Source organism: Streptococcus mitis, from assembly GCF_946190065.1.
Taxonomy (GTDB): domain Bacteria; phylum Bacillota; class Bacilli; order Lactobacillales; family Streptococcaceae; genus Streptococcus; species Streptococcus mitis_DE.
In genome coordinates this window covers 123724-138076 of the sequence record NZ_CAMHZD010000002.1, presented here as the reverse complement: position 1 = coordinate 138076, position 14353 = coordinate 123724, and the positions used below count along the sequence as shown (strand labels likewise).

General features: G+C 33.4%; 12 protein-coding genes and 3 pseudogenes. 13 read left to right on the top strand and 2 right to left on the bottom strand.

Annotated elements, in window-relative coordinates; genetic code table 11:
* Positions 1-98 precede the first annotated feature (98 nt).
* The 7 genes and pseudogenes from OCF96_RS01785 to tarQ form a co-directional block, all read left to right on the top strand.
* Positions 99-431, top strand: a pseudogene (locus OCF96_RS01785) (LicD family protein); the annotation flags it as partial.
* Positions 432-572: 141 nt separating this feature from the next.
* Positions 573-1784 carry a CDP-glycerol glycerophosphotransferase family protein gene (locus tag OCF96_RS01780; protein ID WP_261445548.1) on the top strand — a complete coding sequence of 404 codons (1212 nt, stop codon included), beginning with the start codon at positions 573-575 and terminating at the stop codon, positions 1782-1784.
* Complete coding sequence (locus OCF96_RS01775; RefSeq protein ID WP_261445546.1) at positions 1784-2749, top strand: glycosyltransferase; 966 nt, start codon at positions 1784-1786, stop codon at positions 2747-2749. The genes OCF96_RS01780 and OCF96_RS01775 overlap by 1 nt, the downstream gene beginning before the upstream one ends.
* Before the next feature lie 7 nt (positions 2750-2756).
* Positions 2757-3860: a glycosyltransferase gene (locus tag OCF96_RS01770; protein WP_261445541.1), complete on the top strand. Its 1104-nt coding sequence runs from the start codon at positions 2757-2759 to the stop codon at positions 3858-3860.
* 11 nt (positions 3861-3871) lie between these two features.
* The gene (locus tag OCF96_RS01765) at positions 3872-4891 is read left to right on the top strand and encodes a hypothetical protein (protein ID WP_261445538.1); all 1020 of its coding nucleotides are present in this window, start codon (positions 3872-3874) and stop codon (positions 4889-4891) included.
* A gap of 31 nt (positions 4892-4922) precedes the next feature.
* Positions 4923-6377, top strand: coding sequence for an O-antigen polysaccharide polymerase Wzy family protein (locus OCF96_RS01760; protein WP_261445669.1), 1455 nt, complete (start codon positions 4923-4925; stop codon positions 6375-6377).
* Positions 6377-7414 (top strand): teichoic acid biosynthesis protein TarQ, encoded by a 1038-nt coding sequence (gene tarQ / locus OCF96_RS01755; RefSeq protein ID WP_261445531.1) that lies wholly within the window; start codon positions 6377-6379, stop codon positions 7412-7414. Before OCF96_RS01760 ends, tarQ begins: the two co-directional genes overlap by 1 nt.
* Positions 7415-7487: 73 nt before the next feature.
* Here tarQ and OCF96_RS01750 read toward each other — a convergent pair.
* A pseudogene (locus tag OCF96_RS01750) lies at positions 7488-7838 on the bottom strand (transposase); the annotation flags it as partial.
* On the opposite strand from OCF96_RS01750, the pseudogene OCF96_RS01745 reads away from it, so the two are divergent.
* A pseudogene (locus OCF96_RS01745) lies at positions 7821-8427 on the top strand (transposase); the annotation flags it as partial. The pseudogenes OCF96_RS01750 and OCF96_RS01745 overlap by 18 nt on opposite strands.
* A gap of 78 nt (positions 8428-8505) precedes the next feature.
* On the opposite strand, the gene OCF96_RS01740 reads toward OCF96_RS01745, so the two are convergent.
* On the bottom strand, positions 8506-9990 hold the full coding sequence (locus tag OCF96_RS01740) for an oligosaccharide flippase family protein (protein WP_261445526.1): 1485 nt from the start codon (positions 9988-9990) through the stop codon (positions 8506-8508).
* A gap of 124 nt (positions 9991-10114) precedes the next feature.
* Between OCF96_RS01740 and mecA the strand changes: the two genes are divergently transcribed.
* The 5 genes from mecA (at position 10115) to msrB (ending at position 14349) form a co-directional block, all read left to right on the top strand.
* Complete coding sequence (gene mecA, locus OCF96_RS01735; protein WP_261445518.1) at positions 10115-10852, top strand: adaptor protein MecA; 738 nt, start codon at positions 10115-10117, stop codon at positions 10850-10852.
* A 150-nt stretch (positions 10853-11002) separates the two neighbouring features.
* The gene (locus OCF96_RS01730) at positions 11003-12289 is read left to right on the top strand and encodes a homoserine dehydrogenase (protein WP_261445517.1); all 1287 of its coding nucleotides are present in this window, start codon (positions 11003-11005) and stop codon (positions 12287-12289) included.
* Between the two features lies 1 nt (position 12290).
* Positions 12291-13160 carry a homoserine kinase gene (gene thrB, locus OCF96_RS01725; protein ID WP_261445516.1) on the top strand — a complete coding sequence of 290 codons (870 nt, stop codon included), beginning with the start codon at positions 12291-12293 and terminating at the stop codon, positions 13158-13160.
* A 75-nt stretch (positions 13161-13235) separates the two neighbouring features.
* The gene (locus OCF96_RS01720) at positions 13236-13382 is read left to right on the top strand and encodes a hypothetical protein (RefSeq protein ID WP_261445513.1); all 147 of its coding nucleotides are present in this window, start codon (positions 13236-13238) and stop codon (positions 13380-13382) included.
* Between the two features lie 28 nt (positions 13383-13410).
* On the top strand, positions 13411-14349 hold the full coding sequence (gene msrB, locus OCF96_RS01715; RefSeq protein WP_261445509.1) for a peptide-methionine (R)-S-oxide reductase MsrB: 939 nt from the start codon (positions 13411-13413) through the stop codon (positions 14347-14349).
* The last annotated feature ends 4 nt before the right edge of the window (positions 14350-14353 follow it).

Sequence of the window (14353 nt, the reverse complement as noted above, 5' to 3'; positions counted from 1 at the left end):
GGCTATTTATCTAGCAGTCAAGCTTTGATTTTTTACAGTCTGCAATAGCTTTTCACCCCTTATTTGTGGTATAATGAAGCGATACGATAGAAAGAATAATGAAAAATATGACTGATTTAAAAGCAATTCAGGCTCGAAGTCTGGAGATGGCTGAATATTTTGTGGCTTTTTGCAAGGAACATGATTTGCTTTGTTATCTCTGTGGAGGAGGTGCTATTGGCGCCCTTCGAAACAAGGGGTTTATTCCTTGGGACGACGACCTAGACTTTTTTATGCCCCGTAAGGACTATGAAAAATTAGCAGAATTATGGCCTCGTTATGCAGATGAACGTTATTTTTTGTCAAAGAGTAACAAGGATTTTGTCGACCGCAATCTTTTTATTACCATTCGTGACAAGGAAACCACCTGTATCAAGCCTTATCAGCAGGATTATAAATCACACCTGTTACTTTGTCCATGAAAGCAATCCCCTGCAAATAATATCACAACTATCAACAGTTTATTAAATGAAAAAAGCAAACAAGGTGGAAAGTTTGACCAAACTTCACAAAGATTCTAAGGAGGTATACAGATGAATAGAAATTTTATAGAAAAACTAAGATTAATTTCTATAAGAGATATTATTTCGCTTATATTTATTTTTCCTATAGCCTATGTTATTTCTCTATTCTTCAGACGCAAGAATAAGAATCTAATACTAATATGCGAAAGTGAAAAAGAAGCTAGAGATAATGGATATTGGTTGTTTAAATATATTAGAAAAAATCACCCAGAGGAAAATGTAATATATGTTATTGATTTTAAATCTCCTGATGCTCATAAAGTAAAAGAGTTAGGAGAATGTATTCAGTATTGGTCTTTTAAACACTGGGTTTATTATCTTAGTGCAGGAGTGAATGTAAGTACACAAAAAGCAGGAAACCCTAATGCAGCTGTATTTAATTTTATGGAAGTATATTTAGGATTAAAAACCAATAAAGTATTTTTACAACATGGAATAACGGTTTCTGATGCTAAATGGCTATATTATGAAAATACAAAGATGCGTGGCTTTATATGTGGAGCAGAACAAGAGTACAAAGAAATAAAGGAAAAGTTTGGTTACCCTAGTGGATATGTACAATATTTAGGTTTTCCTAGATTTGACAACCTCCATAATACCATTGTAAAAAATAATCAAATTCTTGTAATGCCTACATGGAGAGAATGGTTGAACTTTAATACTAAAGCTAGAACTAACTTTAATGAAGGTAGTACTTTTACAGAAAGTGAATATTTTAAAAAATGGAATGAGTTTTTATTGAATAAGGACCTAAAAGCTTTTTTAGAAGTAAATGACTTAACTTTAATTTTTTATCCGCATAGGAATATGCAAAACAATCTACAAGAATTTAAAACTTCTTCGGATAATATAATATTGGCAGATTGGAAAAAATATGATATACAAGAACTATTAAAAGAGTCAGCTTTCTTAATTACAGATTATTCAAGTGTATTTATGGACTTTGCTTATATGAGAAAGCCAGTTTTGTTTTATCAATTTGATTATAAAAAATTTAGGGAGGGTCAGTACGAAGAAGGATACTATGACTATAAAGATGGCTTCGGAAAATCAATAGATACCCTAGATGAATTAATATCAGATATTCAAAAACAATTTAATAATAAGTGGATCTTGGAAGATAGATACAAAGAAAAAATTGAAAAGTTTTTTAGAATATATGATAATCAGAATTCTAAGAGAGTATATTCGTTTATAAAAGAAATAATAGGAAAAAAATAATGAAATTAACGATAGGCATACCAGTATACAACGGAGAAAAGTACATATCTCGTTGTATAGATTCTATACTCAAAGAGTATGAGAAAGCAAAAGAAAACATAGAGTTAGAATTGTTAATAGTAAACGATGGTTCAAAAGATAATAGTAAAACAATATTAAAAGAATATAGTGATAAATTATCATTTATAAAAGTTGTAACTCAAGATAATGCAGGAATTGCTCATGTAAGAAAAGTAATTTTAGAAGAGGCTAGTGGAGATTATCTATGGTTTGTTGATGTAGATGATGAGATAGATGAAGGAGCAATAGAATTTATAGCTAATCAAAAACTAGAAGAAGTAAATATATTTGATTATCGAGTAGGATATGAGGACAGTAAATTAGAGACTATAAGTATGGAAATACAAGAAAATACTATACTTATTCCTAATAAAGAAAAGAAACTTTTCACTCTGACGAATGCTGTCTGGCATTATATATATGATTTAGAATTTTTAAGAAGAACTAAACTAACCTTTAAAAGTGGTTATTTATATGAAGATTTTGAGTTTGTGGCAAAATTATGGCCTAATGTAAGTAGGGCTAAATATTTTAATTTTAGCATATACAAATATTATTTAACAGAAGGTTCTATTATGCGTGGCGGAACTCCTATTAATAAAATAAGAGATATAGAAGTAATGTTAAACAGTGTAGAAGCCTATTATACAGAAAATTATCCAGGGGAATATAAAGAAGAGTTAGAATATTATAACTGGTACCATATGTTGTATGGTGGATACGCTAATATTTTAAGAATTGATAAAAAATCTCCCCTATTAAAAGAGTACCTTGAAAAAATAAATAAAAAATATCCTAATTGGATACACAATCAGTATTTAAAGAGTCAACCATTGAAGAGAAAATTACTTATGTATTTAATTAAATTTAATCAAAAAAGTATAGTGAAAAAGTTATTGAAATAGGTGAAATATGAGTAAAAAGAAAATTTTATTTATCACATGGTCTTTTAGTTTGGGGGGCGGAGCCGAAAAAATTTTGGAAAACATTTCCAATGGATTAAGTGATGAGTATGATATTGATGTTTTAGAGATAAATCATCGTGGTATTGGAGAAAGTAACACTAGAAAAGTCAATGTATTAAAACCTATATTCAAAAACCTAGAAAATTCCAGTTTTTTTAATAAAATTAAGTGGAAGCTATTTTTGTTTTTCCCAAAATTATTTAGATATCTAGTAACGAGTAAAAAATATGATTATGAAATAGCTTTTAATTATTTATATCCAGTTTACTTACTTAGTAATGATGTGAAAACAATATCTTGGAATCATGGAACAGTCTATAATCTAAAAAACCATAAATTTTCTAGAATTAGACAAGGAAAAAAATTAAAATATGTTAACAAAATAATAAGTATATCAGAAAAAACATCGGAGTCTATCAAAGAAATTTATCCTGAATATGATAAAAAAATGGAACTAGTATATAATGGATATGATTTTCAAAATATTCACACTAAATCTCTTGAAGATGTAAATATTAAATTTGAAGAGGACAGTCTCATTTATTTAGGACGTATAGAGGAAGCTAAAGGGATTAAGAGATTGTTAGAAGTTTTCAAGAATGTGGTTGAGAAAATACCTGATAAAAAATTATATTTATTAGGGAAAGGTGATTTAGAGGAATACGTTAGTAAATTTGTAGTTGACAATCATTTAGAAAAAAATGTATTTATGTTAGGATATGTTGACAATCCATATCCATACATAAAAAAAGCATCTTATGTTGTTTTATTATCAGAAGCAGAAGGATTTCCTACAGTTTTGGTGGAAGCGTTAGCGTTAGGAAAGGGATTTATTAGTACTCCTGTAGGAGGGACGAAAGAATTATATAATAATCAAAAATGTGGATTTGTTTCTGATGATAATGAAGAAATTTGTAACTATCTTATAGAAGAGCTTAGTAAAAAGAAGGAAGATAGATTCATTAATTCGGAAGTATGTAAGAAGTATGTTGATAAATATTCCTTAGATAAACAGATTGTCAGTATCAAAAAAATAATTAATGAACTATAGGTGAACAAATTATGGATAAAATAATAATTCCTATGAGCTATATGGGAAGTGGATCCTCAGCTGTGACAGATTTATTAAGAGAATATGAAGGAATAAACACGAAAAATTCAGACTTTGAATATGTATTTTTACATGCACCTGATGGATTATTTGATTTAGAGTATAAATTGCTTTATAATAACAATGCTATTAGGAGTGATGAAGCTGTAAAGAGTTTCAGAAAACTTATGAAAAAATTGTATATTTATGGTGGTTGGGGGATTGCTAATTATAAAGAAAAAATTTCTCAAAATTTCATGAATATAGTAGATAGTTATTTAGATTCGATAATAACAAGTAAATATCGTGGAGTATGGTACTATCATCAAAAACCATCAAAAATAGCTTGGTTTATAAGAATTATAAAGAGAGTTATATTTAAAAAAACTGCAAAATTAAAACAAGTACAATTAGAAATGAGTATGGTATCTTCGGATGACTTTTATGAAAAAAGTAGACAGTTTATTGTTGATGTTATAAAACAAATATCCGATACAGAAGAGAATATAGTACTAGACCAACTTTTATTACCTCATAATCTTAATTTAATAGATAATTATAAAATGGATGGATTGCTTCCAATAATTGTTTCAAGAGATCCCAGAGATGTATTTATCATGAATAAATACTTTTGGAAGCCAAGAAATCAAGAGGTACCATACCCAACAGATGTTAAGACATTTTGTAATTATTACAAAATGATGAGAGAAAATGAGAAAAAAACAGAGACTTTAACATTAAGATTAAATTTTGAAGATTTAGTTTTACATTATGAAGAAACAAAAGAAAAAATAGAAAACTTCATAGGTATAGATTGTATCCATCACAAAGAAAAATTTAGGTATTTCAATCCGAATATATCTGTGAATAATTTGCAAGTTTACAATAGGGATGTTAAATACAAAGCTGAAGTAGAAATCATAGAGTTAGAATTATCAGAGTACCTATATAATTTTAAGAAACGTATTGTTTCTACTGGGGATGTTTTTTAATTACCGTGTAGAGGAATGAGGTGAGTATTTGATATTAGATTGGAAAAGAGTGTATTATCTAATTACGCTATTTAGCTATGTTATAACTATTTTTTTAGGTATTGCATATATATATAACAATTCGATTATTACGTTATTGATAACTTTAGTTATGCTTATTATAAGTAGTATCCTATACTGTTTTAACAATATAAAGTATTATATAATCCACCTTATTTTTTACATTACAATTTTTCTATTTTTAGTGTCTAGACCAACAATTGATTATTTTAAATATGGACTAATAAATACTTATCAAGAAGATGTTTATAGATTTTCATTTTTAGCTGTTATAATTTCTATTATTGGCATAACTATAGGAGGTCTTTTAGTTTCTAAAAGAGAAAACAAATTAAAAGAAGAGATTAAAGCCCTTAAAAATAAGCGATTTATAGATAGTGTACGGAAAGTATCGTTATCAGTATTTTTGTTCTCGTATCCATTTTACTTAGTAAGAATAATCGAAAGATTAATGTACAGATTAAATGTTTCATATTATGAATATTATGCTGATTTCAAAAGTGAGCTACCTTATTTCACCTATACATTATCAACGTTTGTAGTTTATGCTATGTGTATATATCTAGCTACAAAACCAAATAAACGCCATTCTACGATAGTGTTAGGCCTCTTTGTTACTGCAAATGTATTCAATCTTTTAATAGGAACAAGAAATCCATTTGTACTAAGTTTGATTTTTTCATTTGTTTATTTTTTTGTGAGAAATCAGACAGAAAAAGGTGTTTGGATAGGTGTAAAAGAAAAATCTATGCTCTATATAGGGACACCTATCATGATGCTTATTATGGGCTTCTTGAATTATGCCCGTGATGGACAAGGTATTGGGAATATGAGTATAGCTGAGTTATTGGTGGATTTTATCTACAAACAAGGTACAAGTTTTGGTGTTTTAGCCAGAGGATACTTGTATGGAAGTAATTTACCGATAAAAGAGTTTAGAAATTATACATTTAGTCCTATAATTGAGTATATCACCAGAGGGAATTTAGGAATTTTATTTGGTGGAACTCCCTTTACTAGTGCTAATAATAGTCTAGAATTAGCTCTTGAAAGTGACAGATACGCTCACAATATTTCGTATATTGTTTTGAAACAGGATTATTTGGCAGGTCATGGCATAGGTGGAAGCTATATAATGGAAATGTATACTGATTATGGAATGCTTGGACTATTTCTGTTGAGTATTCTAATGGGGATAGGTTTCATATTTATGATAAAATCAGCTTATAAATCTGGAGTACTATTATTCAGTATTACGTTATTAATTTTAAATAATCTATTCTTTATGCCGAGAGGAGGCTTTACAGAGAGTTTCTTTAATTTAGTTACATTGCAATATTGGGGAATTGTTTTTGTTATATTTTTTGCAGCAACCCTAATAGAAAGAAAAGTAAAATACACAGTTAATAATAAAGGAGATATATAATGTTTGATAATTATTCGATTGCAGATTTATTTGCAAATATTTATAAGAGAAGAGTATTAAATCTAGTTTCACTAATAGTTTTATTTCTTTGTTTAGCTATTCCATACTCTTATAAAGTACTTACAACAAAGTCTGTTGTAAAGGATACTAGTAACTATTCTAGTTATCTTTCGTATAAAATCATAGCGCCAGAAGTTGAAACTAAAACTCCTAATAGTAATACAGTAGGAGGCTATAGTGATTTCTACGGTCGTTTAATTCAATCCAATTTAAATGGAGCTTATTTATTCAATGACCAGTCAGAATCAGATATGAAAAAAATTGCATCAGAATTAATGACATCTGAGGTTACACTTAAAAACTCAAATTTTGATTTTTGGAACAAAAAGATAGAAGTAAATTATTTATTAAATAATGCAGGGATTACAGTGAAAATATTAACACCAAGTAAATTGGCGAATGATATTATTGAACAGAAATTGGATTATTTGATTGATAAATATAAACAGACATACTCTGGTGTCACAATTGAAAAATTGGGGACAGTTTATTCAAAAGAACTTGAAAAAAATGACATAGAATCTGGAGTAAATAAAGTTACGTTATTCATTCGTGTGATTATACTCGGAATTGGGGCTCTGTTTTTAGTAATATTTGTTAACGTAGTAGCGTATATCTTTAATCCAACTATTAATAGAGCTGGAGATTATGAAAAATATGGTATAGATTTTGTAGTGAAATTAGATACTGTAGCTAATTTTAAAGATGTTATACAATATAAGAATGGAAATAAGAACTTATTAGTGATAGCAACAAATAAAAATGTTTTTGATAAATTTTCTAAGCAATATGCTAAAGCCTTGCCAGAAAATATTGTCATTGGAAATATAAATAACATTAAGTCTGTATTAGATTCTGACAACATTTTATTTGTAGAAGAGTATGGTATAACTAGATATAAAAACTTTGAAGAACAGCTCCAAGTAATTAAAAACCTAAACAAAAATGTTCTAGGTGTGGCCACATATAATTTGTAGATTATGTCAAATTAAAGGAAAGTATGACCTTGAATTGTCAGCTCTATGCTATTTGTAGTGGGTTGAAGAAAAACTAAAATCGAGAAAGGACACATTTCGTCCTTTCTTTTTTGATATTCAGATCGATAATAATCCGTTTTTTGAATTTGTAAAAGTTCCGAAAACCAAAAGCATTTCGTTTGATAAGTTTGATGAGATTATTGGTCGCTTCTAATTTAGCGTTGGAATAAGGTAATTGGAGTGCGTTGACAATCTTCTCTTTGTCCTTGAGAAAGGTTTTAAAGACAGTCTGAAAAAGAGTATGAACCTGTTTTAGCTTGTCCTCAATAAGTCCAAAAAATTCCTTATTCTGAAAGTGAAAAAGTAAGAGCTGATAGACATTGTAGTGGTGTTTCAAGTCTTCTGAATAGCTCAACAGCTTTTCCCAAATGAAAAAATTGTACTTGATCGCTTTCACATTGTACAACATCTCGTACATGCTATGAGTCGTGTCCGTGTTCAAATCATGAACCAATTCGATAGAAAATCCCATGAATACAAGGCTGTCAAGCACTACTGGAAGCTCATCCAGCAGGATAGTCGTAAACTGAGTGATAAACGATTTTATCGCCCTACTTTTCGCTCACACTGGACTAATAATGAGATTCTCGAAAAGCTCCCTGCATACTCTCAAGAACATAGAGAGAAGTATGAACTCTATCAACTATTACTGTTTCATTCCCAAGAGAAATAAACAAACCATTTTTTTGAATTGATTGAAGAAACGATTTCTTGTGTAAATCCTATTTTTCAAACTGTTTTTAAAACCTTTTTGAAAGATAAGGACAAAATCATGAACGCACTGGAGCTGCACTACTCAAACGCGAAACTAGAGGCTACTAATAACATCATTAAGGTCATCAAGTGCAATACTTTTGGCTTCCGGAACTTTAAAAACTTCAATTAAAACTAGAATCCTCATCGCTTTGAACATCAAAAAAGAGAGAACCAAGTTGGTCCTCTCCAGATTATAACTTTTCATCAACCCACTACAGTTGACAAAGAGCCAAAAGAAGTCGCTTTTATTGAAAATTTACTAATAACAATAATGATTAGTTGGTTGTTTTTTTAATCTTACTTAGTATAAGATTTAGGGCATAGTGGAGTGTTTTATCTTTTGTGATAAAGAGTGTTAAGAGGTAGTAAATAGTACAACCTACAATGGTAGAGAGAACCATGAAAATCATGTTCAAAGTTACTGTATAAGACGTTATTTGAAAGAGCGTTTTAAAAGTTAGGTAAATGGGAATAAATCCTAGTGAGACAATGCTATAGCGCATAAGAAATGTGAAAATTTCTTTCAATTTAAGTAACTGATATTTTTTGATAAAGTGAATTTCAAGTAGAACGACTATGATTTCTGCACTTATAGTAGTGACGAGATAGTATACTGGTGAAAATATATTATTGAAATACAAGAAGCAGTTGAGTAGGAAATTTAATCCACCACCAATAAAGTAAAAGGCAGTTAGACGATTTTCGTGATTATTCATAAATATAATTTGTCTACCCAGAATCAACTCAATGGCCCAGATAACACTTCGAAAAGCAAAAATGCTAGTAATGATTCCCGCCTCAAGATATTTTTCAGAAGAATAAATAACGGTTGCATAACTTCCTAAAATCATAATTCCAATACTTGTTGGAATTATGAGGAAATAGAAAAATGATGCTGTTTGATTCACAAGAGTTCTATAGGAATTGTAATCTTTTTTTCCAAGATAGTAGCTGAGACGTGGAACACTTACGTTTATAGCTCCACCTAGGACACCAGCAATTAACATAACGATGTTGGAAGCGATCGCATAATAAGAAATGTAGTTTTCATCAGGTCCATTGGTTATGAATATTCTATCGAGCAGGCCATAGAGCATACTGGAATTTGCTAATAGCAGCATAGTAAAGAGAGACTTAGATTCTTTGGTTAATTCCACAAAACTAATATTAACGAATGAAACTTTTCTCTTGATCCAAAGAAAACTAAGTAGATAATTTAGAATAGTGGTGGCACTCATGACAATGGCATAAGGAACAATATCATCTGCTGTTTTTACAAAGGTGAAGATTCCAACTAACATAGAAATCCGGATAATTAAGGTCTTATATAGGATGAAGGCATAGTTTTCATAAGCTTCGTTCATCCATTCGATATTGAGGAATTGGAAGAGTGCCTGTGCACCTAAGATATAGTAGAGAACTTTAAGATTTTCAATGCTGGTGTCAAAAAAGATAATAAGGAAGTAGATACCAGTTGTCAGGATAGAAGTGAAAACAGAAATATAAAACAACTTAGAAAAGACATAGTTGATTTTATTCTTATCGTCCTTGACATTACTGATAGCACGAATCCCATAGTTGTATATTCCAAAGGCGGCTAAAGGAATGACAAAGCTAGCCCAGGTATTGGCAGTATTGAAATAACCGTAGTTGGATTTGCTGAGAATCCGCGTCAGATAGGGATTGGTTATTAGCGGAAAAACGATATTGAGAACATTGACTAGCAAGCTAGCCAGTGCATTAACTTTTATATTTTTCATTGTACTTTCTTTCTTGTATTGTAAAATGGTCTCTAGTATTATATCACATTCTCGCTTCATTCTTTTGATAAAATCTTAAAAATCTAGTATAATAGATAGAACTGAAAGTATGAGGTTACTAGCAATGAAAATGAAACAAATTAGTGATACAACTTTGAAAATCACGATGTCTTTAGAGGATTTGATGGATCGTGGAATGGAGATTGCTGACTTTCTCGTTCCTCAAGAAAAAACAGAAGAGTTCTTTTATGCTATCTTGGATGAGTTAGAGATGCCTGAGAGCTTTTTGGATACAGGTATGTTGAGCTTCCGTGTGACTCCAAAACCTGATAAGGTAGATGTCTTTGTGACCAAGTCAAAGATTGACCAAAATCTAGATTTTGAAGACTTATCGGATTTACCAGATATGGAAGAATTGGCTCAAATGTCGCCAGATGAATTTATCAAAACCTTGGAAAAGAGCATTGCAGAAAAGACTAAAGATGATATTGAAGCGATTCAATCTTTAGAGCAAGTCGAAGCCAAGGAAGAAGAGCAGGAGCAAGCTGAACAAGAAGTTGAGAACAAGAAAGAGCCCTACATCTATTACATCCTTTCTTTTTCTAAGTTAGCTGATTTGGTGGCTTTTTCAAAGACAGTGACTTTTGAGATGGAAACTTCTGAACTCTACAAAATGAACGAGCGCTATTATTTGACCATTCTAGTGGATATTGAAAATCATCCAAGTCCATATCCAGCTTGGCTTTTGGCCCGTATGCGCGAGTTTGCGGACGATAGTGACATCAGTCGCTCGGTCTTGCAAGAGTATGGTCAAGTCTTGATGAATCACGATGCAGTACTTAATCTGCAAAAGATTGGATAATACTTTCTGGAAAATTATTTCTAGATTTTAGGAAGAGCGAATCATCTGATTCGTTTTTTCTTTTTATACTGAAATAGTGATTTACTATAATAGGAATTTTCACAAAATTCTGTTATAATGGCTATATTAGAAAATTTCGAGGAGACAAACATGACAGTTAAAATTGCTTTACTAGGATTTGGTACCGTTGCAAGTGGCGTGCCTTTCCTTCTAAAGGAAAATGGAGAAAAAATCAATCAATCAGCACATTCAGATATCGAAGTTGCTAAGGTATTGGTCAAGGATGAAGAAGAAAAGAATCGCTTGCTTGTAGCAGGGAATGACTTTAACTTTGTAACCAATGTGGATGATATTTTATCAGACCAAGATATTACCATCGTAGTGGAATTGATGGGACGTATCGAACCTGCTAAGACCTTTATCACTCGTGCCTTGGAAGCTGGAAAACACGTTGTTACTGCTAACAAGGACCTTTTGGCTGTCCATGGTGCAGAATTGTTAGAAATCGCTAAAGCTAATAAGGTAGCACTTTACTACGAAGCAGCAGTTGCTGGTGGGATTCCAATTCTTCGTACTTTGGCAAATTCCTTGGCTTCTGATAAAATCACGCGCGTGCTTGGTGTAGTCAACGGAACTTCTAACTTCATGATGACCAAGATGGTCGAAGAAGGCTGGTCTTACGATGATGCTCTTGCGGAAGCACAAAGACTTGGATTTGCAGAAAGTGACCCTACAAATGATGTAGATGGAATTGATGCAGCCTACAAGATGGTGATTTTGAGCCAATTTGCCTTTGGCATGAAGGTTGCATTTGACGACGTGGCCCACAAGGGAATCCGCAACATTACACCAGAAGACGTAGCTGTAGCCCAAGAACTTGGCTATGTAGTGAAATTGGTTGGTTCTATCGAGGAAACTCCTTCAGGAATTGCTGCAGAAGTAACTCCAACCTTCCTTCCTAAAGCGCACCCACTTGCCAGTGTAAATGGGGTAATGAACGCTGTCTTTGTGGAATCTATCGGTATCGGTGAGTCTATGTACTACGGACCAGGTGCGGGTCAAAAACCAACTGCAACAAGTGTTGTAGCAGATATTGTCCGTATCGTTCGTCGCCTGAATGATGGAACCATCGGCAAAGACTTCAACGAATACAGTCGTGACTTGGTCTTGGCTAATCCAGAGGATGTCAAAGCTAATTACTACTTCTCAATCTTGGCTCCAGACTCAAAAGGTCAGGTCTTGAAACTTGCTGAAATCTTCAATGCACAAGATATATCCTTCAAACAAATCCTCCAAGATGGAAAAGAAGGTGACAAGGCGCGTGTCGTGATCATCACACACAAGATTAATAAAGCCCAGCTTGAAAATGTCTCGGCTGAATTGAAGAAGGTTTCAGAATTCGATCTCTTGAATACCTTCAAGGTGCTAGGAGAATAAGATGAAAATTATTGTACCTGCAACCAGTGCCAATATCGGGCCAGGATTTGACTCGGTCGGTGTAGCTGTAACCAAGTATCTTCAAATTGAGGTCTGCGAAGAACGAGAAGAGTGGTTGATTGAACACCAGATTGGCAAATGGATTCCCCATGATGAGCGTAATCTCTTGCTCAAAATCGCTTTGCAAATTGTACCGGACTTGCAACCAAGACGTTTGAAAATGACCAGTGATGTTCCCTTGGCGCGTGGTTTGGGTTCTTCTAGCTCGGTTATTGTTGCTGGAATTGAACTAGCCAACCAACTGGGCCAGCTCAACTTGTCAGACCATGAAAAATTGCAGTTAGCGACCAAGATTGAAGGACATCCTGACAATGTGGCTCCAGCCATTTATGGTAATCTCGTTATTGCAAGCTCCGTTGAAGGACAAGTCTCTGCTATCGTAGCAGATTTCCCAGAGTGTGATTTCCTAGCCTACATTCCTAACTATGAATTGCGTACTCGAGACAGCCGTGGTGTCTTACCTAAGAAATTGTCTTACAAAGAAGCTGTTGCAGCTAGTTCTATCGCCAATGTGGCGGTTGCAGCCTTGTTGGCAGGAGACATGGTGACCGCTGGGCAAGCAATTGAGGGAGACCTCTTCCACGAGCGCTATCGTCAGGACTTGGTGAGAGAATTTGCGACGATTAAGCAAGTGGCCAAAGAAAATGGTGCCTATGCAACCTACCTTTCTGGTGCTGGGCCGACAGTTATGGTCTTGGCTTCTCATGACAAGATGCCAGCGATTAAGGCAGAATTGGAAAAGCAACCCTTCAAAGGCAAACTGCATGACTTGAAGGTTGATACCCAAGGTGTCCGTGTCGAAGCAAAATAAAGAATAGATGATAGGATGGGGAAACTCTCGACCAGAGGGCTTCCTATCCTTTTTTTGAAAAGAAGTTTATACTCAATGAAAATCAAAGAGCAAACTAGGAAGCTAGCCGCAGGCTGCTCAAAACAGTGTTTTGAGGTTGTGGATAGAACTGACGAAGTCAGTAACCATACCTACGGTAAGGTGACGCTGGCGTGGTTTGAAGAGATTTTCGAAGAGTATTAGTTAGAAACTTGATAAAGGAGAAATAAAGATGGCAGAAATTTATCTAGCAGGCGGTTGTTTTTGGGGTCTAGAGGAGTATTTTTCACGCATTTATGGAGTTCTAGCAACCAGTGTCGGCTACGCTAATGGGCAAGTCGAAACGACCAATTACCAATTGATCAAGGAAACAGACCATGCAGAAACGGTCCAAGTGATTTACGATGAGAAAGCAGTCTCACTCAGAGAGATTTTGCTCTATTATTTTCGAGTCATCGATCCCTTATCCATCAATCAACAAGGGAATGACCGTGGTCGCCAATATCGAACTGGAATTTACTACCAAGATGAAGCAGACTTGCCAGCTATCTACACAGTGGTGCAGGAGCAGGAGCGCATGCTTGGTCGAAAGATTGCAGTAGAGGTGGAGAAACTTCGCCACTATATTTTAGCTGAAGATTACCACCAAGACTATCTTAAGAAAAATCCTTCAGGTTACTGTCATATCGATGTGAGCGATGCTGAGAAGCCATTGATTGATGCAGCAAACTATGAAAAGCCTAGTCAAGAAGTGTTGAAGGAAAGTTTAACTGAAGAGTCCTATCGTGTTACCCAAGAAGCTGCGACAGAGGCTCCATTTAGCAATGCCTATGATCAAACCTTTGAAGAAGGGATTTATGTAGACATCACGACTGGTGAGCCACTCTTTTTTGCTAAGGATAAGTTTGCCTCAGGATGTGGTTGGCCAAGTTTTAGCCGTCCAATTTCTAAGGAATTGATTCACTACTACAAGGATTTGAGCCATGGAATGGAGCGAATAGAAGTTCGTTCTCGGTCAGGCAATGCTCACTTGGGGCATGTTTTCACAGATGGACCTCGGGAGTTAGGTGGCCTCCGTTACTGTATTAATTCTGCTTCCTTGCGCTTTGTGGCCAAGGATGAGATGGAAGAGGAAGGATATGGCTATCTACTGCCTTACTTAAACAAATAAAACA

Bases quoted from the DNA above. Each gene is read 5' to 3' on its own strand.
- OCF96_RS01780 (WP_261445548.1), top strand. From the start codon at position 573: ATGAATAGAAATTTTATAGAAAAACTAAGATTAATTTCTATAAGAGAT.
- msrB (WP_261445509.1), top strand. From the start codon at position 13,411: ATGGCAGAAATTTATCTAGCAGGCGGTTGTTTTTGGGGTCTAGAGGAG.
- tarQ (WP_261445531.1), top strand. From the start codon at position 6,377: ATGTTTGATAATTATTCGATTGCAGATTTATTTGCAAATATTTATAAG.
- thrB (WP_261445516.1), top strand. From the start codon at position 12,291: ATGAAAATTATTGTACCTGCAACCAGTGCCAATATCGGGCCAGGATTT.
- mecA (WP_261445518.1), top strand. From the start codon at position 10,115: ATGAAAATGAAACAAATTAGTGATACAACTTTGAAAATCACGATGTCT.
- OCF96_RS01730 (WP_261445517.1), top strand. From the start codon at position 11,003: ATGACAGTTAAAATTGCTTTACTAGGATTTGGTACCGTTGCAAGTGGC.
- OCF96_RS01720 (WP_261445513.1), top strand. From the start codon at position 13,236: ATGAAAATCAAAGAGCAAACTAGGAAGCTAGCCGCAGGCTGCTCAAAA.
- OCF96_RS01765 (WP_261445538.1), top strand. From the start codon at position 3,872: ATGGATAAAATAATAATTCCTATGAGCTATATGGGAAGTGGATCCTCA.
- OCF96_RS01770 (WP_261445541.1), top strand. From the start codon at position 2,757: ATGAGTAAAAAGAAAATTTTATTTATCACATGGTCTTTTAGTTTGGGG.
- OCF96_RS01740 (WP_261445526.1), bottom strand. From the start codon at position 9,990: ATGAAAAATATAAAAGTTAATGCACTGGCTAGCTTGCTAGTCAATGTT.
- OCF96_RS01775 (WP_261445546.1), top strand. From the start codon at position 1,784: ATGAAATTAACGATAGGCATACCAGTATACAACGGAGAAAAGTACATA.